Source organism: Ferrimonas sp., from assembly GCF_048263965.1.
Taxonomy (GTDB): domain Bacteria; phylum Pseudomonadota; class Gammaproteobacteria; order Enterobacterales; family Shewanellaceae; genus Ferrimonas.
The window spans coordinates 486,221-511,922 of record NZ_JBLXDO010000001.1 but is presented as its reverse complement, the minus strand read 5'-3'; the positions used below and the strand labels follow the sequence as shown (position 1 = coordinate 511,922).

Below are 25,702 nucleotides of genomic sequence, written 5' to 3'. Positions count from 1 at the left end.
GTTATAGCTGTTCCAGTAGTGCCTCGCCCTTGATGGTATGGCTACTGAGTGTCGCACTCCGCCCATCCCCTTGATAGCTTAGGGTAATGGTTAGATCCGCCGGGGGCAATACGCCCTGACCTCGATTCGGCCACTCCACCAGGCAAAGGGAGCGGTCGGTGAAATAATCCCGAATCCCCATAAACTCCAGCTCTTCCGGGTCCGCCAGGCGGTAGAGGTCGAAGTGATAGACACTGACCTGACTCAGTTCATAGGGCTCCACCAGGGTATAGGTGGGGCTTTTCACGTGCCCTTGGTGACCCAGCCCCTGAATCAATGCCCGTGACAGGGTGGTTTTGCCGGCGCCCAACTCTCCCTCCAGGTGGATCACCATGGGCGGCTTGATCAGCTTGGCGAGCTCGGCCCCCAGGGCCAGGGTGTGACTGTCGTTATCCAGGATCCGGGTGTATTGCCTCATTCAGTTCACTCTTGCGGGTTGACCAATTGACGGATGTAGGGCATCAAATCCGATGCCAGCATGCCTCGCTGGCCCCCTTCCGCCGCCATATCCGCAGCCTCTCCGTGGAGGCAGACACCGCAGGCAGCGGCATCGAGCAGTGGCAGTCCCTGGGCCAGCAGGGACGCGATTATACCAGACAAAACGTCTCCGCTGCCCCCTGTGGCCAAACCTGGGTTGCCTACCGGTGCCACCAACATCGACTCACCGTCATAGATCAGGGTACCGGCCCCTTTGAGCAGCACCACACCGCCGTAACGCTCCTGCAGCTCCCGCACCGCCTTGAAGCGATCCCGCTGAATCTCCACGGTCTCAACCCCAAGCAATCTGGCCGCCTCACCCGGATGGGGCGTCAGCACCCAGTCATCCCGTTTCAGCGGATTCTTGGCCAGCAGGTTCAGGGCGTCGGCGTCCATCACCAGGGGACGCTCGGAGTTAAGGGCCACTCGCCACATATGGTAGGCCCAATCACCACTGCCCAGGCCAGGACCACAGAGCACGACCTGACCCCAGCTGACCCTCTGGTACACCTCCATGTCTGCGATGTCACTGCCCCATAGCATCAGCTCGGGGCGCCCAGCCTGAATCAGCGGCAGGTTTTCATAGCGGCTGATGATGCTCACCAGGCCAGCGCCACTGCGCAGGGCCGCTTCCGACGCCAGACGCACGGCACCAGGCATGCCGTGGTTACCGCCGATCACCGCGATGCGTCCATGATCCCCCTTGTGGGAGTCAGGCTTTCTGGGCCCCAGGTAATGAAGATAATCGGCGTAACTCACCTTGGAGGCGTCACAACGAACCTGAGAGGCCATGGCGTCACCGATGGCCAGAGGGGCCAGCACGATGTCGCCGCAACAACCCACCGCCATGCCGGTCAGCAGGCCCTGCTTCACCCCAACAAAAGTCAGGGTGACATCCGCCTGAACCACGGCTTCCGCCACGTAGCCGTTGTCACCATTGAGGCCGGAGGGCAGATCCAGTGCCAGTACCTTGGCGCCACTGTCATTGATGGCAGTGATCATCTCCAGAAACTCTGGACGCAGATCCCCTTCAAAACCGGTGCCCAGCAGGCCATCGACAATGTGGCTCGCCCCCGCCAGACGGCAGGCTTCTGCCACCTCGAAACGACCGCCAGCATCCATAAACTGCTGCTGAGCTATCTTGGCGTCCCCCTTGAGCAGGCGCTCAGGTTGAATCTGCAGGACGCGAACCGTCAGTCCTTCCGCCAGGGCATTTCGCGCCAGGACATAGGCATCACCGGCATTGTTACCCCGGCCGCACACCACGGTCAGTTCGGTGGCCTCTGGCCAACGTTCACGAAACAGTTGCCAAGCTCGCAGCCCCGCCTCCTCCATCAAAGACCACATCAGCACCCCGTGCTGCTTGGCCAGAAGGGGCTCCCATTTCCTTACCGTCGCACCGGAAAACAGGGTTGAGGGTAGTGCCGCCGTTGCCTTACGCATTACTGTGTCTTGCCTCCATCAGGGGAAAAAAAACGGTCAGGATTCCCTGACCGTTTCTTATGTATTGGTTAGCCGAATTCATCACGACTGTGATCTGTATCCGCTCAAGGTCTATGATAGGTACCCCAACATCCCCCAAGCTTCCAGTTTAATCGAACCCGGCTTTGATCAGTGTCAAATATCATCCATCCGCAGCGTGTTGTGGACGAATCTCTGCTGACGAATGCGCTCTGCGGCCAGCACCGCCTCCAGAGCGGACTGGGTTTCCATATGCTCGGATTGCTCCAGGGCCAGATGCAGCAGACCCAGCACCTTGTTATCCAGATCCAGGGCCAGGTTCATCACCGTATGCTCATCGGCTCCCCCCTCTAGGACAACCCCGTTGCACTCCTCGATGATGTCATCGTAATCCAGACGCTTGAACCAGGTATCCAGCACGCCATCAGACGCTTCCTCGATATACTGATCCATCTTCTCGGCCACCTCGAGCTGGTGGGTCCGCAAGTACTCCAGCAGCAACTTAACCCGGGATGAGTCAGCCTGATGGTCCAGGCGGTCATACAGCTTGCTCATCGCCACCCGGCACTGTGACACGTATTCGAGCAGCTCTCGCATCTGTTTAAAGCGCATAGGATCTCTCCACAAATTCAAGCGTTTGATCTTAGGTATAGCCTCATTATGGTGACTTTGTACAAAAGATATTTTGAACGCCATCACCCTTTAGTGATCTGGGATCACACACAGAGTTTTCGCGCCTGTGACCCTGGTCCTATGGACAGACAAAGCAATCCTCTGAAAACCGGTCAACTTCATTCTAAAGAGGGACGATTTAACCAGGCAGAGACACCCCTTGGGTAACAACTGCTAAGGGAAAACAAGGGCTTTGACGGCCCAAACGCAAAAAGCCACCCCGAAGGGTGGCTTTTACTGATTTGCAGCGCCGCACGAGGCTCCCCGCGGTTTGGCAGAGAGTGTGGCCTCAACCCATCAAGGTTGCGCTCTGCCAGTTGACGGTCCTAAACCTCAGACGCAAAAAGCCGTTCGAAAGCATGGCTTTTTCTAATTTGGCGCACCGCAAGAGGTTGCGCTCTACCGGTTGGCAGCCCTGAACCCCAAACGCAAAAAAGCCGTTCGAAAGCATGGCTTTTTCTAATTTGGAGCGGCACACGAGGTTCCCCGTGGTTTGGCAGAGAGTGTGACCTCAACCCCTCAAGGTTGCGCTCTACCAGCTGATGGCTCTATAACCCAGACGCAAAAAAGCCATCCCGATGGATGGCTTTTTCTAATTTGGAGCGGCACACGAGGTTCCCCGTGGTTTAGCAGAGAGTGTGACCTCAACCCCTCAAGGTTGCGCTCTACCAGCTGATAGCTCTATAACCCAGACGCAAAAAAGCCATCCCGATGGATGGCTTTTTCTAATTTGGAGCGGCACACGAGGTTCGAACTCGTGACCTCAACCTTGGCAAGGTTGCGCTCTACCAGCTGAGCTAGTGCCGCTTAATTCTGTGGACTCTGCCGAGTGTCTCACGGGCGAAAAGAAGGTTGCGCTACTTTCTACCCTGCACTGAGCTAGTGCCGCTTAATTCTTTGTTCAAATTTGAGAAATTGGAGCGGCACACGAGGTTCGAACTCGTGACCTCAACCTTGGCAAGGTTGCGCTCTACCAGCTGAGCTAGTGCCGCTTCGTTTTAAGCTTTGAAAATTGGAGCGGCACACGAGGTTCGAACTCGTGACCTCAACCTTGGCAAGGTTGCGCTCTACCAGCTGAGCTAGTGCCGCATAATTTTCTATCGCGCTATTCCCGAGTTGTCTCAGGAAGCGAGGGCGCATTATAAGCGAAAATAAAGCCTCTGCAACCCCCAGCCGCCAAATTTGGTTTAAGTGGTCAAATTTTAAAAACTTCGCCCCTGTAGTAGGCCAACTCGGCGATGGATTCACGGATGTCATCCAGTGCCAGATGGGTGCCCTGCTTCTTAAAACCACCAAGGATTTCAGGCTTCCAGCGACGGGTCAGCTCCTTCACCGTGCTCACGTCCAGATAGCGGTAGTGGAAGTAGCGCTCCAGCGCTGGCATATAACGATAGAGGAAGCGCCTGTCCTGGCCCACGCTGTTCCCACAGATGGGCGAAGCTCCCTCAGGCACCCAGAGTTTCAGAAACTCGATGGTTTGACGTTCCGCCTCAGCGGTGCTGATGGCACTTTCCTTGACTCTTTGGGTCAGGCCGCTCTCCCCATGGGTTCGGGTGCACCATTCATCCATCTTCGCCAGCTCGGCGTCACTCTGATGAATGGCCAGCACCGGCCCCTCCGCCAACACATTGAGCTGGGCGTCGGTGACTATGGTGGCAATCTCGATGACGCAGTGCTGCTCTGGGTCCAGCCCGGTCATCTCAAGATCGATCCAAATCAGGTTGCTTGGGTCCGCTGCCATGGGTGATTTCCCTCAAATCCAGTATTTTTGATGCATTAAGTAGTATGATAACCCTTTTACTTCTCCCCCTGCCACGGTCCCTACAGCGGTCCGCGGCCTGAGACAGAGTTAATTCACGCGTGAGCAAAGGCAAAAAGAGACTGACCAAAGGACAGATTCGCCGAGTCAGAGCGAATCAGCAAAAGCGACTGAAACGCCAGGAACCCGAATGGGACAGTGATCAACTGGGCGCCCAGGAGTTGGGACGGGTCATCAGCCGCTACGGCCAGCATGCCGATATCGAAGCCCCGGATGGCAGCGTCCACCGTTGCAACCTGCGACGCACCATCGACAGCCTGGTCACCGGCGATGAGGTGGAGTTTCGTCTGGGTAAAGAACACCTGCACGGGATCAGTGGCATCGTCGAAGCGGTTCACCCCAGACGCAGCGCCCTGACCCGCCCCGATTACTACGATGGCGTAAAGGTGGTGGCGGCTAACATCGACCAGATCTTCATCGTCTCTTCAGTTCTGCCCGAGCTGTCCAGCCAGATCATCGATCGTTACCTGGTGGCCTCGGAAGATACCGGCATTCCCCCGGTTCTGGTCCTCAACAAGATTGACCTGCTGGATGATGAGGGCCACCAGCTGGTGGATGAGATTCTGGCTCCCTACCGGGAGATCGGCTATCCCATCTTCCTGCTCAGCAGCCACACCGGCGAAGGCGTTGATGAACTGCGTCAATGGCTGAAGGACAAGGTCAGTATCTTCGTGGGCCAATCCGGTGTCGGCAAGTCCTCCCTGATCAATGCGCTGATGCCTGACACCGAACTGGATGTGGGGGCGGTCTCATCGGTCTCTGGCCTGGGGCAGCACACCACCACCACCGCCAAGCTGATCCATTTTCCCGAGGGGGGCGACCTCATCGACTCTCCCGGAGTGCGGGAGTTTGCCCTGTGGCATCTGGAGACCGAGCGCGTCACCTGGGGCTTCAAGGAGTTCAGAGAATGGATGGGCAGTTGCCGCTTCCGTGACTGCAAACACATGGATGATCCCGGCTGCGCCTTGCAAGAAGCCGTAGAACAGGGAAAAATCAGCCAACAACGTTTTGATAACTACCACAGAATTTTAGAAACCATGGCCACAGATCGACCCACTCGCCAGAGCAGCGATCCCATGGACAGGAAATAGAAAGGAAGAACCGTGTCTCTGGACAAACTTAAAGTGAACCTGCAGTACATCCTGCCCAAGCACGCCCTGTCGCGCCTGGTGGGCAGCTTTGCCGCCTCTCAGGCGGGCCCGCTGACCACAGCTTTCATCAAGTGGTTCATCAAGCAATACAAGGTCAACATGGATGAGGCTCTGCACAGCGACCCTCGCTCCTACAAGACCTTCAATGACTTCTTTACCCGGCCTCTGCGTCCCGGTGTGCGCCCCATCGCCGAAGGCGACGATCTGGTGGTTCAGCCCGTCGACGGTAAGGTGAGCCAGCTGGGCCCCATCAAGGATGGCCGGCTGTTCCAGGCCAAGGGGCATGAGTACAGCCTGCATACCCTGCTGGCCGGTACCAAAGAGGATGAGGCGAAATTCACCGACGGTGAGTTTGCCACCGTGTACCTCTCCCCGACCGATTACCATCGCATCCACATGCCAATGGCCGGCACCCTGCGCAAGATGATCTACGTGCCAGGCGACCTGTTCTCAGTCAATCCAATAACCGTAGAAAATGTGCCCGGCCTGTTCGCCCGCAACGAGCGTGTGGTATGCATCTTTGATACCGACAAGGGCCCCATGGCGATGATCCTGGTGGGCGCCACCATTGTGGCCAGCATCGAGACTGTCTGGGCAGGCACCATCACCCCCCCCACCGGCCCCTCCGTCTTCAGTTGGGACTACCCCGCCGAAGGGGAAAACTCCGTCTTCCTGGAGAAGGGCGCAGAGTTGGGACGCTTCAAGCTGGGCAGCACCATCATTGCCCTGTTTGGTAAGGGGATGCTGGAGGAGTTTGACGACGACTTCCACGTCGGTGCCGCCACCCGCCTGGGCAAACCCATGGCCAAACTGGACTGACACCAGCCTAAGATTCAGGGAGAGGCCGGCGAGCCTCTCCCTGAATGGCTCTCCCCAATCACTAAAGGGCGTATCCATGAACTCCAAGGGTCAATCCGCCCTGATGTCGCCGCTGCTGCAGCTGCACCTGTCGATACTGTTGTTTGGCGGTACCGCACTGTTCTCCGCCCTGATCCCCCTGCCCGCCACAGAGATCACCGCCTATCGAGCCGCCATCGCCTCCCTGGTACTGGGCTCTCTGGTGCTTTACCGTCGCGGCCACCTTAAGCTGATGCGCTACCGTGACTATGGGGTGATCACCCTGCTTGGGGTGATCGTCGGCCTGCACTGGGTGACCTACTTCGCCTCGATGCAGGCCTCCAGCGTCGCCATCGGCATGATCGCCTTCTTTACCTACCCGGTGATGACGGTGATTGCCGAGCCCCTGTCTAAGAAACAGTTGCCCAAGGCCGCAGACCTTGTCAGCGCCATGGTGGTGCTGGCCGGCATCGCCCTGCTGGTGCCTACCCCCTCGCTGTCTGACAACCTGACCCAGGGCGTTGCCCTTGGCATCATCTCTGCGGCCCTGTTTACCGCTCGCAACCTGATTCAGAAACGCTGGTTCAGTGGCTACGATGGCCCCACCACCATGGCCTATCAGACCGGCGTCGCGGCCCTGATGCTGCTGCCCTTCTGCACCCAGGCACCCACCGAGCTGGATGGCTCAGGCCTGGGGTTGCTGTTGCTGTTGGCCATCATATTTACCGCCCTTCCTCACGCGCTGATGTCCCAGTCGCTGCGACACCTGGCGGCCAAGACCGTCAGCCTGGTCGGCTGTCTACAGCCCCTCTATGGCGTCAGCCTGGCGGCCCTGGTGCTGGCCCAGTGGCCGGATGCCCGCACCCTGGCCGGAGGTGTTCTGGTGGTGTGCGCCGCCCTGTTTGAAACCCATCAGCAGAGTCGGGCCCAGGGGAAAAAGGCCCGCTGACGCCTAAATGCCGGTTACGCCACCGCCGATGGGCGAGCCTGTTGGAGGGGAAAGCGCAAAATTAGCCATAAATAACTCCTGTGCCCTAGTGCTCGGCCCCCAATCTCCGCTACCATTTGATGCAGCCCTAACTGCCTCAGATGACCCGAAAAATACCCATGTGGCGCACCTTTCTACTCTGCCTCACCCTGCTCACTGCCCCCTTGGCGGTGTCCGGCCCCTTTTCACTCGAAAAACAGCTCTCCGGCGGTCAGGCCCAGGCGGGCTCCCTGACCCCAGTTCAATGGCAACAAGCCACCGACTCTGAGCGTCGACGCACCGAAGAGTATCAGCAGCAGCTGGCGGATTACCCTGTCCAGCAGCAGCAGATCCTCTCCCAGCTGCAGCAGCCCCTCCGGGCGGCGGTGGACGCCGCCCTGCCTCTGCCCCAGCAGCTCTCCCTGGCCCATAACATGCTGGGCGAGCTCAAGAGCAGTTTCGACAGCCTGGGAGAGCGCATCGACTGGCTCAGAAATCGTCGCGATGAGATAACCAAGGAGCTGACGCTGGCCCAGGAGCAAAAGCGCCTGGCGGAGCAGGACAGCGGCGCCCTGCCGGAACGACAAGCCTATCTGGCACAGTGGCTTCAGACCCTGCTCCTGGAAGAGCAGGTTCGCCCCAAGGAGCTGAAGCTGACCCAACTCAGGCAGCAACTGGTCACCTCGCAGATTCTGGCTCAGGAGCAGTTGATCGAGCAGCTCAACCAACAAGCCAATGAACTGCGCCGCCGCCAGAGCGAGCAAGCCCTGAGCGACCTCGCCGGACAGGAGTACCTCAGTGATCCCGCCCTGACCGCCCTGGCCAGGGAGAACGCCATCCTCGCCCAGCAGCTGACGTCCGTAAACCAGACCACCGAATCTCTGGTGGCACAGCAGCAACAACTGGAGCAGATGCACAGTAAGCAGCAGCAGCGGCTGAACCAGGTGCGCGATCAGTTTCAATGGATGACACCGGACGCCACCTTCGGCAGCAGCCTGCTCAAACAGCTCAGGCAGTTGGAGCGGCGCCAGCAACTGCCTCTTCTGGATCGGGAGATCAGTCGCTCCCGGGTGCAGAAGTTCGACCTGGAACAGCGCCAGGCAGAGCTGGAGTACCGGTTGGGCCGCACAGACAGCGACGACCCAAGAGTCCCCCTGTGGCAAAATCAGCAGACCCTGCTCACCCAGACTCTGGAAGCCCTGGAGCAGCAGGTGGTGGAACTGTCCCGCCTCAACCAGCTTCATCACCAGGTCACCCAGTTGGATGATCGGCTGCTGCAGCTCATCGGTGAGCGGCTGTTCTGGCTGCCCAATGCCCAGCCTCTGGATACCCATTGGCTCGCCCAGGTGATCGGCAGCATCACCTGGCTGGTCTCCACCGACCGCTGGCAGGAGCTGCGCGTCGCCGTCAATCAACACGCCGCCTGGTGGTCCCTGTGGCTGGTGTTAGCGGTTCTGGCTGTTGTGATGCAGGACCTGCTGCGCCAACCCTATGCCCGCCTTCGCGAGCACCAGGCGCGCTACGTGGGCAACGTGACCCACGATCGTTTCAACGATTCTTTCAAGGCGCTGCTGGCGGCCATCGGCTACTCCGCCATCATTCCCGTCCCGCTCCTGGCTGCCGCCTGGAAGCTTCAGGCGCAGGTACAGATGCCCTTTGTTCACGCCCTGGGTTCAGGAATGATGGCCGGGGTACTGCTGATCGCCCTCTATTGGTTGGTGTTCCAGCTGAGTCGCGAAGACGGTCTCTTTATTGCGCACTTTCGCCGCCATCCACCGCTGATTCGGCAGAACATCCTGTTCTTCCGCCGCCTGCTGCTGAGCGCGGCCCCGCTGCTGGTGCTGATCCGTTTCTGCCAGGAATCCCAGGTGCCCCTGCTCAGTGACAGCCTGGGGCGGGCCGCTTTCCTCGGACTGTGTCTGTTGCTGGGACACGGCTACTGGCGCTTTATCAAGCTGGTGGATCAATACCACGTGCACCACACCCGCAGCCGCCCCAATCAACACCTGCTGGAGCGACTGGTGTGGCTGGCCCTGGTGATTCTTCCCCTGGTGGCCTTCGTGCTTACCCTGCAGGGCTACTACTACACCGCCTTCTCGGTGCTGACCCAAGTGCAGCTCACCGTGCTGCTGGCCATCGGCTTTATGCTGGCGCACCTGATGGTCAAGCGCTGGATGCTGATTCAACGCCGCCGTCTCGCCTTCGAGCGGGCCAAAGCCAGGCGGGCCGAGGTGCTGGCCCAACGGGAGAAGGAGCGCAGCGACCCCGGAGGCGAACCCCTGGAGCCTCTGGAGGAGCCCCAGATCGATCTGGACACCATCTCCACCCAATCACTGGGTCTGGTGCGATCCCTGATGATCCTGGCGTTCATCCTGACCCTTCTTGGGGTCTGGAACCAGACCCACCCCGCCATGTTCAGCTCCCTGGACGGCGTCGTGCTCTGGACCAGCAACGAGGTGGTGGCTGGCATCGAGCAGGTGGTGCCCATCACCCTCAAATCCATTCTGGCCGGCAGCCTGATCCTGGGGTTCACCCTGATGACCGCCCGCAACCTGCCCGGTATGTTGGAGCTGGTGCTGCTGCAGCGGCTTGAGCTGACTCCGGGTACCGGCTTTGCCATCACCACAGTAAGCCGCTATCTGGTGGTGCTGGTGGGCACCATCGCTGCGTTTTCCACCCTGGGGATGGCCTGGAGCAAACTGCAGTGGCTGGTGGCCGCCCTGTCGGTGGGTTTGGGCTTCGGCCTGCAGGAGATCTTCGCCAACTTCATCTCCGGCCTGATCATCCTGTTTGAAAAACCGATCCGCATCGGTGACACCGTCACCATCCGCGATCTCACCGGGAACGTCTCCAAGATTCAGACCCGGGCCACCACCATCGTGGATTGGGACTGCAAAGAGATCATCGTGCCCAACAAGGCCTTTATCACCGAACAGCTGATCAACTGGTCCCTCTCCGACGCCATCACCCGGGTCACCATCAAGGTGGGTGTTGCCCGCGACAGTGACCCCGCCCTGGTGGAAGCCCTGCTGCATCAGGCCGTGAAAGAGACGCCTCACGCCCTGGTACAGCCGGAGCCTGAGATCTACTTCGCTGGCTTCGGTACCCATACCCAGGATTATGAGATTCGGGTCTATACCGATGAGATGGGCAAACGCTGGCCTCTGCGCCACCGCCTGCATCAGCTGATCATCAAGAAGTTCCGTGAGTCCAAGGTGGAGCTGGCTTATCCTCAGATGGAGATTCAGCTGAAAAACCGGGGCGAACCACCGGAAGGGGCCTTAGGCCTGATTCGATAACCAGGAGACAAGGAACCGCCCATGTTAGTTATCGCGCACCGGGGTGCCAGTGGCCTGGCACCTGAGAATACCCTGGCGGCCATGGAGAAGGCTCTGGACCTGGGCGCCTGCGCCATCGAACTGGATGTGCACAGGGTGGAGCAGGATCTGGTGGTGATCCACGATCGCTGGCTGCAACGACATACCGACGGCCATGGCCTGGTACATCAGTCGACCCTGGCCCACCTGGCGAGCCTGGACGCCGGCAACGGTGAACGGGTGCCCACCCTGTGGCAGGTGCTGACCCTGGTGGCGGGCCGCTGCGACATCAACATCGAGCTGAAAGGTCGCGGAACCGGCGAACTGCTGGCCCCTCTGCTGGAGCGGGCCATCGCCGAGCTGGGGTATCAGGGCAGCCAGTTCCTGGTCTCCTCCTTCAACCACCCACAGCTTGCCCGGATGAAGGCCGCCCTGCCTTGGGTGAAGATAGGTGCCCTCACCACCAGTTGCCCCCTGAACTACGCGCGGTTTGCCGAAGAAATGGGGGCATTTTCGGTGCATATGGACGTCAATTTCGCCGAACCCGAATTCATCGCAGACGCCAAGGCCCGGGGTCTGAAGGTGTATGTGTACACAGTGGATGAAGCGGAAGACATGATAGAGCTGCAACATCAGGGCGTCGACGGCGTCTTCTCCAACCTGCCAGACAAGGCCAGGGGCATTCTCGGCAATGATCGCCGTGGCCCGGGAGAGGCCTGGCAATGACCACCCTGGCCCTGCTGACCTCGAACAATGAAGCCTATCAACAACTGATGGCTCAAACCTCTTTGCCAGGCCTCACCCTGGAGAGCGACCCAGCCAACGCAGAGATCTGGCTGGCAGACCCGGACCAAGCGGCTCAGGCTCTGCAACACTGTCCTCCTCCTGCCTGGCTGGCCAGCACCTTTGCCGGGGTCAATCCGCTGCTTGCCCCCCACCTGCCCCATGGCTACCCACTGACTCACATCAAGGGGATCTTCGGCCCGCTGATGGCCGAATACGTCATGGGACACCTGTTGAACCTCTGCCGGGATCTGCCCAGGCTGAGAGAGCAGCAGCAACAAAGTGAGTGGAATCCCTTCGGCTATGCCAGCCTAAGCGGACAGACCATGCTGATTCTGGGCACGGGCGACATCGGCCAGAAGGTGGCCAGCGTCGCCCAGGCCTTTGGCATGAATACTCTGGGCGTCAGTCGCAGTGGTACCGCCGCCCCCCACTTCGAGCGAGTCCATCCGGTGAGCCAGCTCCATCAGGCGCTCAGTCAGGCTCAGGTCGTGGTGGGCGTGCTGCCCGACACACCGGACACCCGGGGCCTGCTGGATGACTCAGCCCTGGCGGCTCTGCCTCCGGGAGCGATACTGGTCAATGTTGGCCGCGGCAGCCTGGTGAGCGATGAGGCCCTTCTGAACGCCCTGGAAAAAGGCAGGCTGACCCATGCGGTGCTGGACGTCTTTCAGCAGGAACCTCTGCCCAAACAGCACCCCTTCTGGTGCCACCCGGGCATTACTCTGACCCCTCACGTGGCCGCCACCAGTTTTCCTGAGCAGATATGGCAGCAGTTCACCGACAACCTCGCCCGCTTTCAACGAGGAGACACACTCCGCCACCTGTTTGACTGGGCGAAGGGCTACTGATCCCTGAGCGACAGCAACCCCTCTACCCGCTGTTCCAGTTCCAGGGAGTCCACCTCCAGGGTCATGGTGACCTTGATGGCGACGGTGTCGGACAACTTATCTGCCTGCTCCAGGATGCTGTGCTCCAGGGTCTGGTGTGACTTGATTCCCACTTCTTTGAGAAACCGTCTAATTGACTGATTTAGCAATTCTTTATCCACACTCATTTTCAGCACCTCTCACTATAAAAGATCGACTTCACATATTTTTATAACAACAAAACCTAACTATTGCCGATTTAACAGCCAAAAGTAATTGGACATGATAATCGTTCGCATTTATTATGAGCCCAGTTCAACAGAAGGGTTGTCACCATGTACGTATGCATCTGTCACGCCGTTACCGAAAAGCAGGTCCGCCAAGCAGTGGACGACGGCGCTACCGACGTAAAGTCACTCAAGCAGAAACTGGGTGTGGGTAGTGAGTGTGGCCGTTGCATTCAGGCAACCCTGGAAGTGATTCAGGCCCAGAAAGACGTCCAACCACGCTACTACGAAGTGGCCTGACACAACCTGTCCCCCCTCCCCTCCAGCCTTTTTGACAGAGGCTGGAGCGCTTCTATGCTTAATCGTTGTCCCCACAAAAAGAGCACAACGATGAAAGCTGACCCGAAAGTGATCACCCACCTGAATAAGGTGCTGTTCAACGAACTCATCGCCATCAATCAGTACTTCCTTCATGCCCGTATGTACAAGGACTGGGGCCTGAAACGGATCGCCGATAAGGAGTACGATGAGTCCATCGACGAGATGAAGCACGCCGATAAGCTGATTGAGCGGATCCTGTTCCTCGAGGGGCTGCCCAATTTGCAGAGCCTGGGAAAACTGCGCATCGGTGAGAACACCAAAGAGATGCTGGAGTGCGATCTGGCCCTGGAGATGGACGCCATTCAGGATCTGAGGGAAGCGATCGCCTACTGCAAATCAGTGCGCGATTATGTCAGCGGCGAACTGCTGGATGACATCCTCGAAGACGAAGAGGAACACGTGGATTGGCTGGAGACCCAGCTGGAGCTGATCGACAAGATGGGCATCCAGAACTACCTGCAGACCCAGAACATCGACGAATAGCAGCGGCCAACGAAGAGAGAGCGGCTCCAGGCCGCTCTTTCTCTAATCAGGCGTTGTGCTGCACCTCGGGCAACTCGCCACCTCGCGCCAGGGTAAGCCTCACCAGGGCGCACACCACTGCCAGGGTACAGACTATGGTGGCTCCTGAAGGCAGATCCCAGGTGGCCGATGCCCACAACCCCAGCAGATAACCGGCCAGGCCTGCGCCATACCCCAGAACCAAAGCCTTGGTCCCCTTCATCCGATTCACCGCCAGCGCCGGTAGGATCAGGCTGGAGAACACCAGGTAGACCCCCACCAACTGCACCGAGAAGGTGATCATCAGGGCAAACAGCGGGTAGAAGGCACGGCCGCTGAGCAGCGCCGGGCGCCAGAGCAGCAGCCCCAGAACCAGGGCGGTGCACAAACCAGGCAGCTTGAGTGCGGGCCAGTCGGTCCAGAGGATCTGCCCGGAGAGCAGCTGCTTCAGCAGCTCTCCCCCATGGGGATCCTTGGCCAACAGCAGCATGGCCGCCACCGCAGACAGCACATAGAGGCAGCCGATCATCGCCTCAAGTTCCGCTTTGGCGTGCTTCTCCAGCAGGGCAATCAAGCCTGCACCAAACAGGGCAAACAGCAGAGGCATCCACAGGCCGGAGCCCGCCAGGTGCTCCAGCTCATGATGCGTGGACGCGAATACCGCTCCCAACGCGGCGATCTGGGCGATCGCCAGATCGATAAAGATAATCCCCCGAGCCAGCACCTGTCGCCCCATCACCACGTGGCTGGCCAGCACCAGGGTGCCCGCCGCCAATGCCGGCAACAAAATGCTGAACATAGTGAGATCAAACATCTTTATTCTCCAGGGTCTCCAGCAGCAGCTGGATGTTGGTGTCATACAGCTGGAACAGATCGTCCACCTCCTCGACCCCGGGACCAAAAGGCAGCTGCAGCACGGGAAGATTGGCTCTCTGGCCCAGCCACTGGGCTCCGCGGCCATCCTGATAACCGGTGTAGATCACCGCCATGACCGGGGTCGACTCGGTGAGCTTCAGCAGCTGAGCCAGGTGTCCGGTTGTGGGTGGCAGACCCGGCTTTGGCTCAAGGTCACCCGCCTGCTCCATGCCCAGCCAGTCAAACAGATACTGGAAGCTGGTGTGGTAGGCGATCACCTTCTTGCCTTTGAGAGGCGCCGCAAGGGTTTCCCAACGAGTGATCGCCTGGGACCAGCGCTGGCTGAAGTCCACCAGATTGGCCTGGTAGTCACCCTGACGCTCAGGATCCAGCTCCACCAATTTGGCGGTCACCGCTTTGGCAACGGACTGCATCCGCTCAGGGGAAAAGTGGAAGTGAGGGTTACCGCCGGCATGAACGTCGCCCATGGAGCGGTCCACCTTGTCCAGCTTGCCCAGGGTGTCCACATACTCGGCGGCGTAGAGCATACCTGGCTGACCGTCGCGCACCTTGCGGTTGTTGGCCTTCATCTGCAGCATGGGCAACCAACCCACCTCCAGTTCGGCGCCGGCGCAGATCGCCAGATCGGCACGACGCAGTTTGGAGATCAGGCTGGGCCGGGCCTGCACGTGGTGAGGGTCCTGCAGAGCGGTGGTGGCGCTGGAGACATTGGCCTCCGGCGCCAGCTCCTTGGCCAGAGCGGCGTACTCTGGCTCGCAGGTGAAGATATTGAGCGCCCAGGCTTGGGGCGCTGCAAGCAGCGCCGCCAGCACGGGCAGAGTCCATTTAGAACTGGTGCGCACCGTGAGCTCCTAATGCCATAACGAATTGCAGAGTCAGGATCTGATCGTCTTTGGAGCCAAACAGCTCATCATCCTGATGGGTGTACTGCAGACGAACTGTGGAGAAGTGGCTGTTGTGCCAGGCAACCATCACCTCGGCCTCTTTCAGCTTACCCTCTTCGAAGTGCAGGTGGTGCTCACCGTCATGCTCCTCTTCATGGCCCATGGAAGCGGTCAGCTCACCATAGCGCACACCGGCAGACCAGTTGGGGGTGAACTGGTATACACCAGACACATACCAGCCCTTGTAGTCGGCAGGCAGGTTCTCTTCACCGCCGGACTCTTCAAACGGCTTGTCCATCAGCATGTACTCTGCAGACAGAGTCAGGAAGTTGTTCTTGTAGTTACCGTTGGGCGCCCACTTGTACACGGCGTCCAGGCTGTAGAGGTCACGGCCAGTCAGAGAGGCACTGTGGCTGTGGCCAGCATGGTCGTCACCCTCGTCGGCGTGCTCCTCCTCTTCATGCTCTTCAAGGTGGCCCTGACCGTTTTCATTGCGCAGCCAGGAGAAGCCCAGCTGCCAGCTGTGGTCAGTGCCCCAGTCGCCACCCAGTTTGGTGTACAGGTGATAAACGCCCACACTTTCCAGTTCAGACTCTTCGATGCCTTCCGCTTGCAGGCTGTCACCGGAGAAGCCTTCGGCACCCAGTACCCAGTAGGTCTCGGTGGGGGCAACCCAGTTCAGGCGCAGGCCGTCATCGAAGTAGTGACCACCCAAAAAGGCACGGTAGATGGCAGGACGCTCTACGAAGGAGTCGGTGTGAGGGTGCTGGCTGTTCAGGTAACCCAGGTCAGACAGGAAGCGACCGCCGCGGATGGAGAGGCCACCGGGCAGACCCAGGGTCTGAATGAAGGCTTCCTCCAGCTCCACTTCGGTGTCACCGTCGTGGGTTTCCAGTACGGTAGTCAGTTTGCCGTAGAACTGATCGTCGATGGCACCACTGATGGCCAGTTCGGTTTCACCCAGGCCAAGACCATCTTCACGGCCGCCCAGCGCGCGATCGCCATCCTGGTAGTAACCGTCCAGCACCACGCTGATGGCAGGGTTGTTGGCCGCAAACACGGAGGCAGAAGCGCAGGCCAGAACCAGGCCGGTGGTAACAGCATTCAGTTTCATTGTTCTTTGTTCCTAAAAATCGCATAGGGTCACGCCCACCACGGGACATGACGGAAAAAATAAAAATATATTTTTGGATATAACGACTTAGGACAAAGGAGGGGCGCGAATGGCGCAGCGCCGCTGTGGCCCAACCTGAGGCTTGCACGTATCTACAGGAATGGGTTGCGGATGAACCGACGGCTGAAGCGCCTTGGGCAGAGAGGGAGTCAGGGCCTTGGCCTGATGATCCCCGTGGAAGCACCAGGCACACTTAACCAGGTCCTGGTGAACATCAAAGTGATAAACAGCATGAGCCGGGGCCGCCAGTGACAGGACCAGCACCCAGAGCACCATCAACTTTGTCAGAAGGGTCCTATGACTCATGCAGCTTTGAATTTGACTTAATTGAGGCCATGTTAGCCGCTAACGATGACACCCACAAGTCAGTAACAGGGGGTCAACTGCAATCGAAAGCGTAAGAAAAAATGTTCTTGGGTCAGCTCACGCCCTGGAAACGGGGAAGGCGGTCACCGCATCGATGTGGCTCTCCCCAAGGGCCAGCATGATCAGGCGGTCCACTCCCAAGGCCACCCCGGCACAGTCCGGCAGCCCGGCAGCCAGTGCCCGAATCAGCTGATGGTCGATGGGCCGCTCGGGCAATCCCGCCTGCAACCGTTTGCCATTATCCGCCTCAAAACGGCGCAGTTGCTCGTCGGCGTCACTGAGCTCATGAAAGCCGTTGGCCAGCTCAATGCCTTTGAAATAGACCTCGAAACGTTCCGCCACTCTCTTGTCAGTAGGACTGATGCGGGCCAGTGCTGCCTGGCTGGCGGGGAAGTCGAACACGAAGCAGGGGCGCTGCTGGCCGATCACCGGCTCCACCACCATGGAGAACAGCAACTGCAACAGGGTATCCAGATCCTCCTCAATGTCGGCGATGTCGCCCAGACCATGCTCCTGACAGCAGCGCCTGAGGGCAGCCAGATCCCGCTCCAGGGGATCCACCCCGGTTACCTGGATGAACACCTGCTGGTAGCTCATCCGTTCAGGCTCGGCGCAGTTCAGCACCAGTTGCAGCAGCTCGGCCATCTCATCCATCAGCTGATGATGGTCGAAACCTGGCCGGTACCACTCCAGCATGGTGAACTCCGGGTTGTGGTGCCTTCCCGCCTCCTCGTTTCTGAAGCTCTTGCACAGCTGATAGATGGCACCACTGCCGGCGCACAGCAGCCGCTTCATATGAAACTCAGGGGAGGTCATCAGGTAGAGGGGCACCCCATCGGCGGCACCCGGTCCCACAAAGCGGGTGTCGAAGCTGTGCAGGTGCAGATCTGTGGTGGCCGCCCTGGAGAGGGCGGGGGTATCCACCTCCATCACATCGAGCCGGGCGAAGAACTGACGGATGCTGGCCATCAGCTTGGCTCGCTGCCTGAGGTTAGTCAGGGGGGCCGTGGGTTGCCAATCTTGGCTTGAGGTCGCCATTGGGGTCTCCATAAACAAAAACAGTGGGCCTTGGCCCACTGTTTATCTCACAAGCTTAGGCTGTGATTACTTGGTGCGAACACGCTCTACGTATTCACCGGTACGGGTATCCACCTTCACCATCTCACCGATCTGGATGAACAGAGGAACACGCACCACGGCACCAGTGGACAGGGTGGCAGGCTTGCCGCCGGTGCCCTGGGTGTCGCCCTTCAGGCCGGGATCGGTCTCAGTCACTTCCAGAGTCACGAAGTTGGGCGGAGTCACCACGATGGGGTTGTCGTTCCAGACGGTGATGGTGCAGACATCCTGCTCCACCAGCCACTTCTCGGCGTCACCCACAGCCTTGGCATCGGCCGCGATCTGCTCGAAGGTGTCGTTGTTCATGAAGTGCCAGAACTCACCGTCGTTGTACAGGTAAGCCAGGTCATGATCCATCACATCCGCCGCTTCCACGGATTCGCCGGACTTAAAGGTTTTCTCCAGCACCTTGCCTGTAAGCAATTTGCGGATTTTTACGCGGTTAAAGGCCTGGCCTTTGCCAGGTTTTACAAACTCGTTCTCAATGATGTTGCACGGCTCGCCATCCAGCATTATCTTTAGGCCGGAGCGAAATTCGTTCGTTGAGTAAGAAGCCATTATTTTCTCTTCCAACAGGTCGTTTTGACGTCTAACGGTAAATGATAACCCGAAATTCCCTGAATTTGCACGACTGCTGGCAACAGGAGTTGGCGCAAGCCTATACAGATCCCAAACTGCTCCTCGAAGCCCTGGATCTCGACCCAGAATGCTTCGCCGAAGAGACAGCGGCTCGCACCCTGTTTCCGATGCGGGTTCCCCGCCCCTTCGTGGCCGCCATGGAAAAGGGCAACCCCAGAGATCCGCTGCTTTTGCAGGTGCTCCCCGCAGCCAGAGAGTTTGACCAGATCGCCGGGTACGGTCCCGATCCTCTGGAGGAGCAAGCCTCCGCCGTACCGGGCATACTGCACAAATATCGCAGCCGCGCCCTGCTGATGCTCAAGGGAGGCTGCGCAGTGAACTGCCGCTACTGCTTCCGACGTCATTTTCCCTATGGGGACAATCAGCTGAGCGGGTCGGCGATGGAGCAGGCCATCGACTACCTGGCGTCAGACACCCGACTCAACGAAGTGATTCTGTCCGGGGGCGATCCCCTGATGGCCAAGGACGCCCACCTGCAGCGGCTGATTAAGCGCCTAGAAACTCTGCCTCACCTGACCCGGCTGAGGATCCATTCCAGGTTGCCTGTGGTGTTGCCCGCCCGACTGACCACCGAACTGGAGCAACTGCTCACCAGTACCCGGCTCAAAGCAGTGCTGGTGCTGCACATCAACCACCCCAATGAGATCACCCCAGAGTTAAAAGAAAAGCTGCTGATGCTCAGCCAGTCGGGGGTAACCCTGCTGAACCAGTCGGTGCTGCTCCGGGGGGTAAACGACAGTGCCGAGGTGCTGGGCCGGCTCAGCGAGGCGCTGTTCGATGCCGGGGTCCTGCCCTACTACCTGCACCTGCTCGATAAGGTTCAGGGCGCTGCCCATTTCGATCTGCCTGAGTCCAGGGCCCGGGAGCTGATGTCACAGCTGCTCGAGGCCATGCCAGGCTTTCTGGTGCCCAGGCTGGTGAGAGAGGTTGGTGGACGCAACAGCAAGACCCCGGTGGATCTGCACTTGGCCTGAGAGGTACAATTCCGCCAGATTTGGAAGGAGAACCAACTATGTCACTGCTTTGGGTCACCGACATCTGGGGCCAGCACGCCAGCATGAAGGGCCAGATAGAGAGCCTCAGCCAACACGCCGGGGAGTGTCAGCTGCTTGACCCCTATGCCGGTCAACCTTTTGCCTTTAACGATCAGCAGCAAGCCTACGACTACTTCCTGTGCCGCTGCAGCAAACCCGGCTACGTGGATAAACTGGAAGCCTGGCTGGATGGCCACGATGCGCCAGTGACTCTGCTTGGATTTTCCGCCGGGGCCAATGCCATCGCCACCCTGCTGAGTCGCCGCAGTTTCCCTCAGGTCCAGAAAGCGATCCTGGTCTACGGCAGTGAACTGCCCCAATTGCACGCGCCCCTGCCAGTGGAGACCCACCTGCTGTTATGCCAGGAGGATGCAGGCAGCGACAAACTGGCTCAGGCCCAGTGGCCCGCCAGTGTCCAGCTGACCGAAGCCCCCCACGGCTTTATCAACCCCAGGGCGACCGCCTACGACGCCCAGCAGGCCGATAACGCCTGGAGCTGGATCCAGCAAAGACTCTGATTTGGCCTCAGTTGGCAGGGCAGCGACTCTGCCAGCAGTTGGTCACGGTGACGCCCTGCTCTCTGAGTAGGGCCACCACACTCTCTTCACCCACCAGATGACCGGCGCCAACCACCACGAATATTGGCCCCTTGGCATCCTCCAGCCAGGAGATCAGGGTGTCTCTCATCCCCTGGTTGCGTTTGACCATCAACGCCTCCCAGGCTTCCGGTTCTTCGGCGATATCCTCGAAGGTGAGCTTTGCCAGCAGGTCATGATCGCCGCGGCGCCAGGCATTCAGCAGCGGCCCGACATCCATGGGCTCCATCGCCCCCTCGAGCATCGCCTGCTGAGTGTCATCAGACAAACCATCGAACACCCGCATCTGCAACAGCATCCCCTCCAGCTCCCACAAGGGTCTCTGACCGCGACGCTCACTGAAATAGGCCTCGACGCCCTGGGCAGACTGGTAGCCCGCACGGGCCATCTCCGCCATCAACAGTTGTGAGCTCAGAATCCAGGGAGCCAGATTGGGATCGCACTGCATTCCCCGCTCACCGCAATACGCCGCCAACTTGCGGGACAGGCTGTCTGGAAGGGGGGACTTGGCGTAAAGAAACGGCTGAATCTGGCGGGCTATCTCCGGATCCTGGGTATCCGCCTCCAGCGCCAGTACCCTAGAGGCGATGAAAGCCTGCTCTATCTGCTCGGCAAAGGGGTAAAAATCCTCCTGCCCCACGTGAACCGACCCCAGCAGCCAGGCCTGTCCCTCGGGCCCCTGCACATGGAAGAAGGGGGGTTTGTCATCAGGGGCCGCGTAAGCCAGGGTGGTAAACAGCAGCAGGGATAACAACAGTCGCATGATCTCTCCAATGTTAGGGCTGTCCCTCCATTGTCCAACGGAGAGCATCTTCCTGATCGGCCAGGATCGCGGACGATTTGAGCCTTTGGGTTAAAACGGCTTTTCTTAACCTGGCCAACCCGGATAATAGGGTTCTGAGGTGTGTTGAGCTTTGGTGATGACTTGGGCCAAGTTGTCGGCATCACCATTCAATACCTCAGAGCCGATACTAACTTTTCAGAGCAAGGATTTGGAGTCTATGTCCTACAACCAGGTGATCGCCCAGTTTAAAGCCACCTTTCAGCAAGCCTACCGTCAAGTGGTTGATGCCGATGCCATGCTGGAGCAGTTGCGTCAGGAGGGGCATGGAAAATTTGAATCTGTCTTTCCTGAAGGTCAGGGGTTTACCACCAGAGCCAACCGCTTCATGCCCTACCTGGAAGAGGTTGTAGGTGAGTTTGACCAGTTTGAGGCGGCCCCCAGCGCCGAAAAACTGCCCTCCCTGGTGCAGAAGCTGGAGCTGCTGCTCTCCACCCTGACCCAGTTTCGCGAGTCAATGAAGGCCGCAGGTAAGTAAGCGCTCACAAATCGTGGTGCACCATTGAAATAAGGGACCAGGCAATGCCGTCCGGGTCCACCCAGCGGCCGCCGCTCTCCCAGCGCACGCCCCACTGAGCCAGCTCCGATTTCAGCTCTCTGGGGTCGAGCCCCAACACCCCGAGCCCAACGAACCCTCGCTCAGGCCCATTGTGGTATCGGAAGCCAGGCAGGGACTCTGTACCCTGAATGTGTTGCAGCTCCAACAGGGTATAGGGGCGCTGCCACAGCCACTCCCTGTTGGCCACAGCTTCCAGATCCGGCTCAGGTAACGACGCATCGTCATAGCCGAGAAAGTAGAGGGTCATGTTGCGCTCAGGCACAGGTTGTCGTGACAGCAGTCGCATCCCCATGGCCTGCTGATAGAAGGCCAGGGAGAGCCCGGGATCCTTCACCCTGACCGTTGACAGCAGCAGAGAGGGCGCAAAGCTGGCAAACCCCGACTCCCCCAGAGGCTCGGCAACCGACCCAAAGATCCTCTGAACCAGCTCTATGCAATAGCCGTCCGGATCGGTGAAATGACACAGCAATGCCACCTGTGGAACCTCGAAAGGTTCTCCTGTGGCCACCCCCATGCGCCGCAATGCCCATACCGCACCCGCAACCGAGTCGACCGCCAGCGAGAACTTCCAATAGCCCTCGGCGGGGTTGGGTTGAACCGCCACAGCCAGGGGCACCTCATCCTCTATCAGCACCAGAGATGCCTGCGCTGACCCATAACTCAGGGTGGCCCACCGTCTCCCGCCCTCTGACTCCAGGGAGACCAGTTCCATGGCAAGCTGGCTCTGATAGAACGCCATGCTGCGCTCCAGATTTGAGACTCTCAGCCGATGCTCCGCAATCTTCATCTGCAACATCCTCTGTATCCACCCATTTCTTTATACAATAAAAAAAGCCGGAGTCAGCGGGACTCCGGCTTTTTCAGCACTCGTTGAGTTTAGCGGCGAGCTGCCAGGGGCTGAGGCAGATCCCGTTTGGCCCAGTTCTCGATCATGGCGGTTTCATAGCGCAGTGAGTCACTGGAGTGGCTAGCCCTGGTGGAGCCACGCTCGAAGTTGAGATCCTTGATCTTCACCTTATCGCCATCCACCTGGTTGCCACTGGCATCCTGCAGGCTCCAGCTGAACTCAATCATCGGTGGATAGACACTCTTGACGATGCGGATGTCATTGGCTGCCGCACCGAAGGAGGGGCGAACGTCGCCAGCCAGGTCCAGATCCGTCACGGTAATGACCAACTTCTCACCATCATTCAGCAAAGGCTTCAGAGACTTCTGAAACTCCTTGCCCAATGTGGCAAACACATGGTTTTCAAACCTGTCCTGACGCCCTGCATTGGCTCGGACATCACGGTAATCATCAGGACTCTGCCATACCACGGTCACCGGACCGTCTTGTGTCGGCCACTCCTGCGCATCGGACTGCGCAGCTGCCCATGGACTCATCACCAATAACATCAGCCAGGCAAAAGCTCTCATAGTGCTCCCCTCGTTCGGAATCAAACTGGATCATTCACAAGGTTAGAGCCAGTTGGCCAAAAAAAATTCAATGAGAACACTCAAATATTTGCGATCTGGATCACAAAGCCAATCTAATTCACTTTTTTAAGCAAGACTTCAAAAGGCAGGTGTATCCGGCTTAACCTTTGAGAGATTCCTCCGGCGATTCCAGAGCGCTTTATCTTGAATCCTGGCCACCAGCACTGAACAGGAAGCCGCTCAGAAGAGCGGCTTCCCGAATGACACCACGCTTTATCAGGCCAGATTCAATGTGGCTGACAATGGCATGCTGGGGCGTCCAATCAGCCGCTCCAGATCGCCACTGTCATCAAACAACCAACCGCTGGCAGCGTGCGCTTCAGCATCCGCCAGGGCACCGGCAAAGCCTTCCGGCAAACCAGCGCCAACCAACACACCGGCAAATTGCTCTTGAGACATGGGAATAAACTCCACCTTCCTGCCACTCTGCTTCGCCAGTTCTTCGGCAAACTCTGTCAGGGTAAAAGCACTGCTGCCCGCCAACTCATACACCTTGCCAGCCTGACTCTCTTGCGAAGTCAGCACCACCGCCGCCGCCTCGGCATAATCCGCTCTGGGCGCAGTAGCCAGCTGACCTTCAGCGGCCGCCCCAGCCACCATACCCAACTCCACCAGCCCTGGCGCCTGAGCGGTATAGTTCTCGGTATACCAGCCGTTTCGCAGCATCACTGCCGGAATGCCGGACTCGGCAATCATCTGCTCAGTCACCTTGTGCTCTGCGGCCAGAGCCAGTGGAGAGCTGTCCGCCTTGAGAAGACTGGTGTAGGCAAGCAGCTTCACCCCAGCTTCCCTGGCGGCCTCGATCACCGCCCGGTGTTGAGGCACTCGCTGGCCCACTTCACTGCCGGAGATCAGCAGCAGCTTGTCGGCACCCACCAATGCCGGTGCCAGAGTCTCAGGGCGATCATAGTCTGCCTCACGCACTGCGATGCCCAACTCGCGCAGATCTTCCGCCTTCTCCGGCGTGCGTACCAGGGCGATCAGCTGGTCGGCAGACACCCGCTGCAGCAGGGATTGAATCACGAGGCGGCCCAGTTGGCCGTTGGCTCCAGTAATGGCGATCATAGGGTTCTCCTTGGGGAATGAGTCTCTGTCGTGTCGATATGCCAGCCAGTATCGGCAATAATGATTGTCACCACTAGATGAGCCTTTCCGAATGGAGCGCACCGAATTTGAGTACAATGAACTTCTCCCAACTGAAGCCGTTGGCGATCTTCTCTCTGGTGGTGGAGAGTGGCAGCTTTGCCGCCGCCGCCCGCAAGCTGAACACCAGCCGCTCCAGGGTCAGCGAGCAGGTGGCCGGGCTGGAAGCCACGCTGGGCGTCAGGCTGATTCAGCGCTCCACCCGACAGCTGGCGATCACCCCGGAGGGGGATCGCATCTATCAGCTGGCCCGGACCCTGCCGGAAGTGCTGAACGACGTCGAAGCCATAGGTCAGCCCGCCGTCCCCAGTGGCCGAGTGACCCTGACGGTCACCCACGATGTGGGCATCAAACACCTGGCACCAGTGCTGGAGGGGTTTTGCCAACGCTATCCGCAGATCCAGCTGGACCTGGTGGTCAGCGACCAGCCCCTGGACTTGATTGGCGAGCAGATCGACCTGGGCATTCGCATCGGCTTTCCCAAAGATGACTCCCTGGTGGCCAGGGTGCTGCATGAAGAGGCGTTTTCACTGTACGCCAGTCCAAAATACCTCGAACTACATGGCACCCCCACCTGTGTCGCTGACCTGGAGCAGCATCGCTGGATCACCCTGTTTCAATCAGGTTCAGATGGCACGCAGCGTCTGATTTACCAGGGCAACAGCCTCACCGTGCGTCCCACGGACTTCTTCCGCACCAGCTCCCCGCTGATGATGCAGCAGATGATGTCTGACGGCCTGGGAATAGGCTGCCTGCTGCCGGTGACCGTCCAGCAGGAGCTGGCCGAAGGCAGACTGGTTCAGCTGATGCCGGAGATCAGCAGCGAACGGCTGATCTTCACACTTATCTACCCCTCCAGGCGACAGATCCCCCAACGAGTGCGCTGCCTGCTCGACTACCTGCTGGAAGCCAGGCTGTTCGGTTAGGTCAGTTCGCTGAGTCGGTTGTCACCCCGCACCCATGGGGCTATCTTGGCCAAAGGGGTCAATGACGCCCCATGCGGATCGCCCCCCCCAAGGAGCGACCGGCGCCTTTCAGGGAGACAAGGATAAGATGAGCCCTTCGAATCACTACCAAAGGCTGGTCAGCATGTATGCGGCAGCCCCCATCAATGCCTTTTACCAGCCAACCATGGAGGTATCCGAAGGCTGCGCCAGCATAGAGATTGAACTGTCCGAGCAGTACCATCACTCAGCAGGCGGTGTTCATGGGTCTGTCTATTTCAAGATGCTGGATGACGCCGCCTTCTTCGCCGCCAACTCCCTGGAATCGGAGTTCTTTGTGCTGACCACCTCCTTCACCACCTATCTGACCCGTCCCGTGGCCAACGGCAAGATGCGCGCTGAGGGCAAGATAGTGAATCGCAACAGGACCCAGTTCATCGCCGAGTCCGTGGTCTACGACGACGAAGGAAGGGAGATCGGTCGGGGTAACGGCATCTTTGTACGAGGCAAGTCCCCTCTGGCAGAGGCCAAAGGCTATGCCGAGGGTTAA

The 25,702-nt window shown here is 59.0% G+C and carries 28 protein-coding genes and 3 tRNA genes; 13 read left to right on the top strand and 18 right to left on the bottom strand.

Translation table 11 applies throughout. The features are described 5' to 3' along the window. Position 1: 1 nt before the first annotated feature. The 7 genes from tsaE to orn all read right to left on the bottom strand — a co-directional run bounded on the left by tsaE (position 2) and on the right by orn (position 4,390). Positions 2-457: a tRNA (adenosine(37)-N6)-threonylcarbamoyltransferase complex ATPase subunit type 1 TsaE gene (tsaE, locus tag ACN0RV_RS02395; protein ID WP_417345203.1), complete on the bottom strand. Its 456-nt coding sequence runs from the start codon at positions 455-457 to the stop codon at positions 2-4. 5 nt (positions 458-462) lie between these two features. Beyond that, on the bottom strand, positions 463-1,959 hold the full coding sequence (locus ACN0RV_RS02390) for an NAD(P)H-hydrate dehydratase (RefSeq protein WP_417345201.1): 1,497 nt from the start codon (positions 1,957-1,959) through the stop codon (positions 463-465). Positions 1,960-2,133: 174 nt separating this feature from the next. Beyond that, a complete protein-coding gene (locus ACN0RV_RS02385; RefSeq protein WP_286340474.1) occupies positions 2,134-2,589 on the bottom strand; it encodes a hypothetical protein in 456 nt (151 codons plus the stop codon). A 791-nt stretch (positions 2,590-3,380) separates the two neighbouring features. Then, positions 3,381-3,456, bottom strand: a tRNA-Gly gene (locus tag ACN0RV_RS02380). A 109-nt stretch (positions 3,457-3,565) separates the two neighbouring features. Further along, positions 3,566-3,641 (bottom strand) — tRNA-Gly (locus ACN0RV_RS02375). A gap of 21 nt (positions 3,642-3,662) precedes the next feature. Next, positions 3,663-3,738, bottom strand: a tRNA-Gly gene (locus ACN0RV_RS02370). 106 nt (positions 3,739-3,844) lie between these two features. Next, entirely contained in the window at positions 3,845-4,390 is a 546-nt protein-coding gene (gene orn / locus ACN0RV_RS02365) for an oligoribonuclease (RefSeq protein WP_417345199.1), read from the bottom strand. Between the two features lie 119 nt (positions 4,391-4,509). Here orn and rsgA point away from each other — a divergent pair, with 119 nt between their 5' ends. The 6 genes from rsgA (at position 4,510) to ACN0RV_RS02335 (ending at position 12,374) form a co-directional block, all read left to right on the top strand. Next, on the top strand, positions 4,510-5,559 hold the full coding sequence (rsgA, locus tag ACN0RV_RS02360) for a small ribosomal subunit biogenesis GTPase RsgA (protein ID WP_417345197.1): 1,050 nt from the start codon (positions 4,510-4,512) through the stop codon (positions 5,557-5,559). 18 nt (positions 5,560-5,577) lie between these two features. Next, on the top strand, positions 5,578-6,438 hold the full coding sequence (gene asd, locus ACN0RV_RS02355) for an archaetidylserine decarboxylase (protein ID WP_417345406.1): 861 nt from the start codon (positions 5,578-5,580) through the stop codon (positions 6,436-6,438). Positions 6,439-6,514: 76 nt separating this feature from the next. After that, positions 6,515-7,405, top strand: coding sequence for a DMT family transporter (locus tag ACN0RV_RS02350; protein WP_417345195.1), 891 nt, complete (start codon positions 6,515-6,517; stop codon positions 7,403-7,405). A 140-nt stretch (positions 7,406-7,545) separates the two neighbouring features. Further along, positions 7,546-10,722, top strand: a complete 3,177-nt coding sequence (locus ACN0RV_RS02345; protein WP_417345193.1) for a mechanosensitive ion channel domain-containing protein — start codon at positions 7,546-7,548, stop codon at positions 10,720-10,722. A gap of 21 nt (positions 10,723-10,743) precedes the next feature. Beyond that, the gene (locus ACN0RV_RS02340) at positions 10,744-11,466 is read left to right on the top strand and encodes a glycerophosphodiester phosphodiesterase (protein ID WP_417345191.1); all 723 of its coding nucleotides are present in this window, start codon (positions 10,744-10,746) and stop codon (positions 11,464-11,466) included. Then, positions 11,463-12,374: a D-2-hydroxyacid dehydrogenase gene (locus ACN0RV_RS02335; RefSeq protein ID WP_417345189.1), complete on the top strand. Its 912-nt coding sequence runs from the start codon at positions 11,463-11,465 to the stop codon at positions 12,372-12,374. Before ACN0RV_RS02340 ends, ACN0RV_RS02335 begins: the two co-directional genes overlap by 4 nt. On the opposite strand, the gene ACN0RV_RS02330 is transcribed toward ACN0RV_RS02335, so the two are convergent. After that, positions 12,368-12,580, bottom strand: a complete 213-nt coding sequence (locus ACN0RV_RS02330) for a DUF6494 family protein (protein WP_286340481.1) — start codon at positions 12,578-12,580, stop codon at positions 12,368-12,370. The genes ACN0RV_RS02335 and ACN0RV_RS02330 overlap by 7 nt on opposite strands. Positions 12,581-12,727: 147 nt before the next feature. Between ACN0RV_RS02330 and ACN0RV_RS02325 the strand changes: the two genes are divergently transcribed. Further along, positions 12,728-12,919: a (2Fe-2S)-binding protein gene (locus ACN0RV_RS02325; RefSeq protein ID WP_417345187.1), complete on the top strand. Its 192-nt coding sequence runs from the start codon at positions 12,728-12,730 to the stop codon at positions 12,917-12,919. A 90-nt stretch (positions 12,920-13,009) separates the two neighbouring features. Then, the gene (gene bfr, locus ACN0RV_RS02320) at positions 13,010-13,483 is read left to right on the top strand and encodes a bacterioferritin (RefSeq protein WP_417345185.1); all 474 of its coding nucleotides are present in this window, start codon (positions 13,010-13,012) and stop codon (positions 13,481-13,483) included. 46 nt (positions 13,484-13,529) lie between these two features. Here the strand turns inward: bfr and ACN0RV_RS02315 are convergent, their stop codons facing one another. From ACN0RV_RS02315 to efp, 6 genes are all read right to left on the bottom strand, one after another. After that, complete coding sequence (locus ACN0RV_RS02315; RefSeq protein ID WP_417345183.1) at positions 13,530-14,315, bottom strand: metal ABC transporter permease; 786 nt, start codon at positions 14,313-14,315, stop codon at positions 13,530-13,532. Beyond that, positions 14,308-15,195: a metal ABC transporter solute-binding protein, Zn/Mn family gene (locus ACN0RV_RS02310; protein WP_417345404.1), complete on the bottom strand. Its 888-nt coding sequence runs from the start codon at positions 15,193-15,195 to the stop codon at positions 14,308-14,310. Before ACN0RV_RS02310 ends, ACN0RV_RS02315 begins: the two co-directional genes overlap by 8 nt. 7 nt (positions 15,196-15,202) lie before the next feature. After that, entirely contained in the window at positions 15,203-16,375 is a 1,173-nt protein-coding gene (locus ACN0RV_RS02305; protein WP_417345181.1) for a hypothetical protein, read from the bottom strand. A gap of 87 nt (positions 16,376-16,462) precedes the next feature. Continuing rightward, positions 16,463-16,714: a hypothetical protein gene (locus tag ACN0RV_RS02300; protein WP_417345179.1), complete on the bottom strand. Its 252-nt coding sequence runs from the start codon at positions 16,712-16,714 to the stop codon at positions 16,463-16,465. Between the two features lie 144 nt (positions 16,715-16,858). Further along, a complete protein-coding gene (gene epmA, locus ACN0RV_RS02295) occupies positions 16,859-17,839 on the bottom strand; it encodes an elongation factor P--(R)-beta-lysine ligase (protein WP_417345177.1) in 981 nt (326 codons plus the stop codon). A 66-nt stretch (positions 17,840-17,905) separates the two neighbouring features. Beyond that, a complete protein-coding gene (gene efp / locus ACN0RV_RS02290) occupies positions 17,906-18,478 on the bottom strand; it encodes an elongation factor P (protein WP_028110029.1) in 573 nt (190 codons plus the stop codon). A gap of 41 nt (positions 18,479-18,519) precedes the next feature. Between efp and epmB the strand changes: the two genes are divergently transcribed. After that, positions 18,520-19,533: an EF-P beta-lysylation protein EpmB gene (gene epmB, locus ACN0RV_RS02285; protein ID WP_417345174.1), complete on the top strand. Its 1,014-nt coding sequence runs from the start codon at positions 18,520-18,522 to the stop codon at positions 19,531-19,533. Positions 19,534-19,571: 38 nt separating this feature from the next. Next, positions 19,572-20,111: a hypothetical protein gene (locus ACN0RV_RS02280; RefSeq protein WP_417345172.1), complete on the top strand. Its 540-nt coding sequence runs from the start codon at positions 19,572-19,574 to the stop codon at positions 20,109-20,111. A gap of 7 nt (positions 20,112-20,118) precedes the next feature. On the opposite strand, the gene ACN0RV_RS02275 is transcribed toward ACN0RV_RS02280, so the two are convergent. Further along, entirely contained in the window at positions 20,119-20,952 is an 834-nt protein-coding gene (locus tag ACN0RV_RS02275; RefSeq protein WP_417345170.1) for a TraB/GumN family protein, read from the bottom strand. A 238-nt stretch (positions 20,953-21,190) separates the two neighbouring features. Here ACN0RV_RS02275 and ACN0RV_RS02270 point away from each other — a divergent pair, with 238 nt between their 5' ends. Continuing rightward, positions 21,191-21,508 (top strand): prephenate dehydrogenase, encoded by a 318-nt coding sequence (locus ACN0RV_RS02270; RefSeq protein ID WP_417345169.1) that lies wholly within the window; start codon positions 21,191-21,193, stop codon positions 21,506-21,508. 4 nt (positions 21,509-21,512) lie between these two features. On the opposite strand, the gene ACN0RV_RS02265 is transcribed toward ACN0RV_RS02270, so the two are convergent. The 3 genes from ACN0RV_RS02265 to ACN0RV_RS02255 all read right to left on the bottom strand — a co-directional run bounded on the left by ACN0RV_RS02265 (position 21,513) and on the right by ACN0RV_RS02255 (position 24,130). Continuing rightward, positions 21,513-22,376 carry a VOC family protein gene (locus ACN0RV_RS02265; protein ID WP_417345167.1) on the bottom strand — a complete coding sequence of 288 codons (864 nt, stop codon included), beginning with the start codon at positions 22,374-22,376 and terminating at the stop codon, positions 21,513-21,515. Between the two features lie 89 nt (positions 22,377-22,465). After that, a complete protein-coding gene (locus ACN0RV_RS02260; protein ID WP_417345165.1) occupies positions 22,466-23,005 on the bottom strand; it encodes a DUF3016 domain-containing protein in 540 nt (179 codons plus the stop codon). 276 nt (positions 23,006-23,281) lie between these two features. Then, positions 23,282-24,130: an SDR family oxidoreductase gene (locus ACN0RV_RS02255; protein WP_417345163.1), complete on the bottom strand. Its 849-nt coding sequence runs from the start codon at positions 24,128-24,130 to the stop codon at positions 23,282-23,284. 116 nt (positions 24,131-24,246) lie between these two features. Between ACN0RV_RS02255 and ACN0RV_RS02250 the strand changes: the two genes are divergently transcribed. Both ACN0RV_RS02250 and ACN0RV_RS02245 read left to right on the top strand, forming a co-directional pair. Then, positions 24,247-25,134 carry a LysR substrate-binding domain-containing protein gene (locus tag ACN0RV_RS02250; RefSeq protein ID WP_417345402.1) on the top strand — a complete coding sequence of 296 codons (888 nt, stop codon included), beginning with the start codon at positions 24,247-24,249 and terminating at the stop codon, positions 25,132-25,134. 127 nt (positions 25,135-25,261) lie between these two features. Then, the gene (locus ACN0RV_RS02245) at positions 25,262-25,702 is read left to right on the top strand and encodes a PaaI family thioesterase (RefSeq protein ID WP_417345161.1); all 441 of its coding nucleotides are present in this window, start codon (positions 25,262-25,264) and stop codon (positions 25,700-25,702) included.

Coding starts and splice junctions, on each gene's coding strand:
- ACN0RV_RS02265 (WP_417345167.1), bottom strand. CDS start 22,376: ATGAAGATTGCGGAGCATCGGCTGAGAGTCTCAAATCTGGAGCGCAGC.
- ACN0RV_RS02275 (WP_417345170.1), bottom strand. CDS start 20,952: ATGCGACTGTTGTTATCCCTGCTGCTGTTTACCACCCTGGCTTACGCG.
- ACN0RV_RS02245 (WP_417345161.1), top strand. CDS start 25,262: ATGAGCCCTTCGAATCACTACCAAAGGCTGGTCAGCATGTATGCGGCA.
- epmA (WP_417345177.1), bottom strand. CDS start 17,839: ATGGCGACCTCAAGCCAAGATTGGCAACCCACGGCCCCCCTGACTAAC.
- ACN0RV_RS02345 (WP_417345193.1), top strand. CDS start 7,546: ATGACCCGAAAAATACCCATGTGGCGCACCTTTCTACTCTGCCTCACC.
- ACN0RV_RS02325 (WP_417345187.1), top strand. CDS start 12,728: ATGTACGTATGCATCTGTCACGCCGTTACCGAAAAGCAGGTCCGCCAA.
- ACN0RV_RS02330 (WP_286340481.1), bottom strand. CDS start 12,580: ATGAGTGTGGATAAAGAATTGCTAAATCAGTCAATTAGACGGTTTCTC.
- ACN0RV_RS02280 (WP_417345172.1), top strand. CDS start 19,572: ATGTCACTGCTTTGGGTCACCGACATCTGGGGCCAGCACGCCAGCATG.
- ACN0RV_RS02305 (WP_417345181.1), bottom strand. CDS start 16,375: ATGAAACTGAATGCTGTTACCACCGGCCTGGTTCTGGCCTGCGCTTCT.
- orn (WP_417345199.1), bottom strand. CDS start 4,390: ATGGCAGCGGACCCAAGCAACCTGATTTGGATCGATCTTGAGATGACC.
- efp (WP_028110029.1), bottom strand. CDS start 18,478: ATGGCTTCTTACTCAACGAACGAATTTCGCTCCGGCCTAAAGATAATG.
- ACN0RV_RS02390 (WP_417345201.1), bottom strand. CDS start 1,959: ATGCGTAAGGCAACGGCGGCACTACCCTCAACCCTGTTTTCCGGTGCG.
- ACN0RV_RS02335 (WP_417345189.1), top strand. CDS start 11,463: ATGACCACCCTGGCCCTGCTGACCTCGAACAATGAAGCCTATCAACAA.
- bfr (WP_417345185.1), top strand. CDS start 13,010: ATGAAAGCTGACCCGAAAGTGATCACCCACCTGAATAAGGTGCTGTTC.
- ACN0RV_RS02250 (WP_417345402.1), top strand. CDS start 24,247: ATGAACTTCTCCCAACTGAAGCCGTTGGCGATCTTCTCTCTGGTGGTG.
- ACN0RV_RS02315 (WP_417345183.1), bottom strand. CDS start 14,315: ATGTTTGATCTCACTATGTTCAGCATTTTGTTGCCGGCATTGGCGGCG.
- ACN0RV_RS02255 (WP_417345163.1), bottom strand. CDS start 24,130: ATGATCGCCATTACTGGAGCCAACGGCCAACTGGGCCGCCTCGTGATT.
- ACN0RV_RS02385 (WP_286340474.1), bottom strand. CDS start 2,589: ATGCGCTTTAAACAGATGCGAGAGCTGCTCGAATACGTGTCACAGTGC.
- ACN0RV_RS02270 (WP_417345169.1), top strand. CDS start 21,191: ATGTCCTACAACCAGGTGATCGCCCAGTTTAAAGCCACCTTTCAGCAA.
- ACN0RV_RS02340 (WP_417345191.1), top strand. CDS start 10,744: ATGTTAGTTATCGCGCACCGGGGTGCCAGTGGCCTGGCACCTGAGAAT.
- tsaE (WP_417345203.1), bottom strand. CDS start 457: ATGAGGCAATACACCCGGATCCTGGATAACGACAGTCACACCCTGGCC.
- epmB (WP_417345174.1), top strand. CDS start 18,520: ATGATAACCCGAAATTCCCTGAATTTGCACGACTGCTGGCAACAGGAG.
- ACN0RV_RS02260 (WP_417345165.1), bottom strand. CDS start 23,005: ATGAGAGCTTTTGCCTGGCTGATGTTATTGGTGATGAGTCCATGGGCA.
- ACN0RV_RS02350 (WP_417345195.1), top strand. CDS start 6,515: ATGAACTCCAAGGGTCAATCCGCCCTGATGTCGCCGCTGCTGCAGCTG.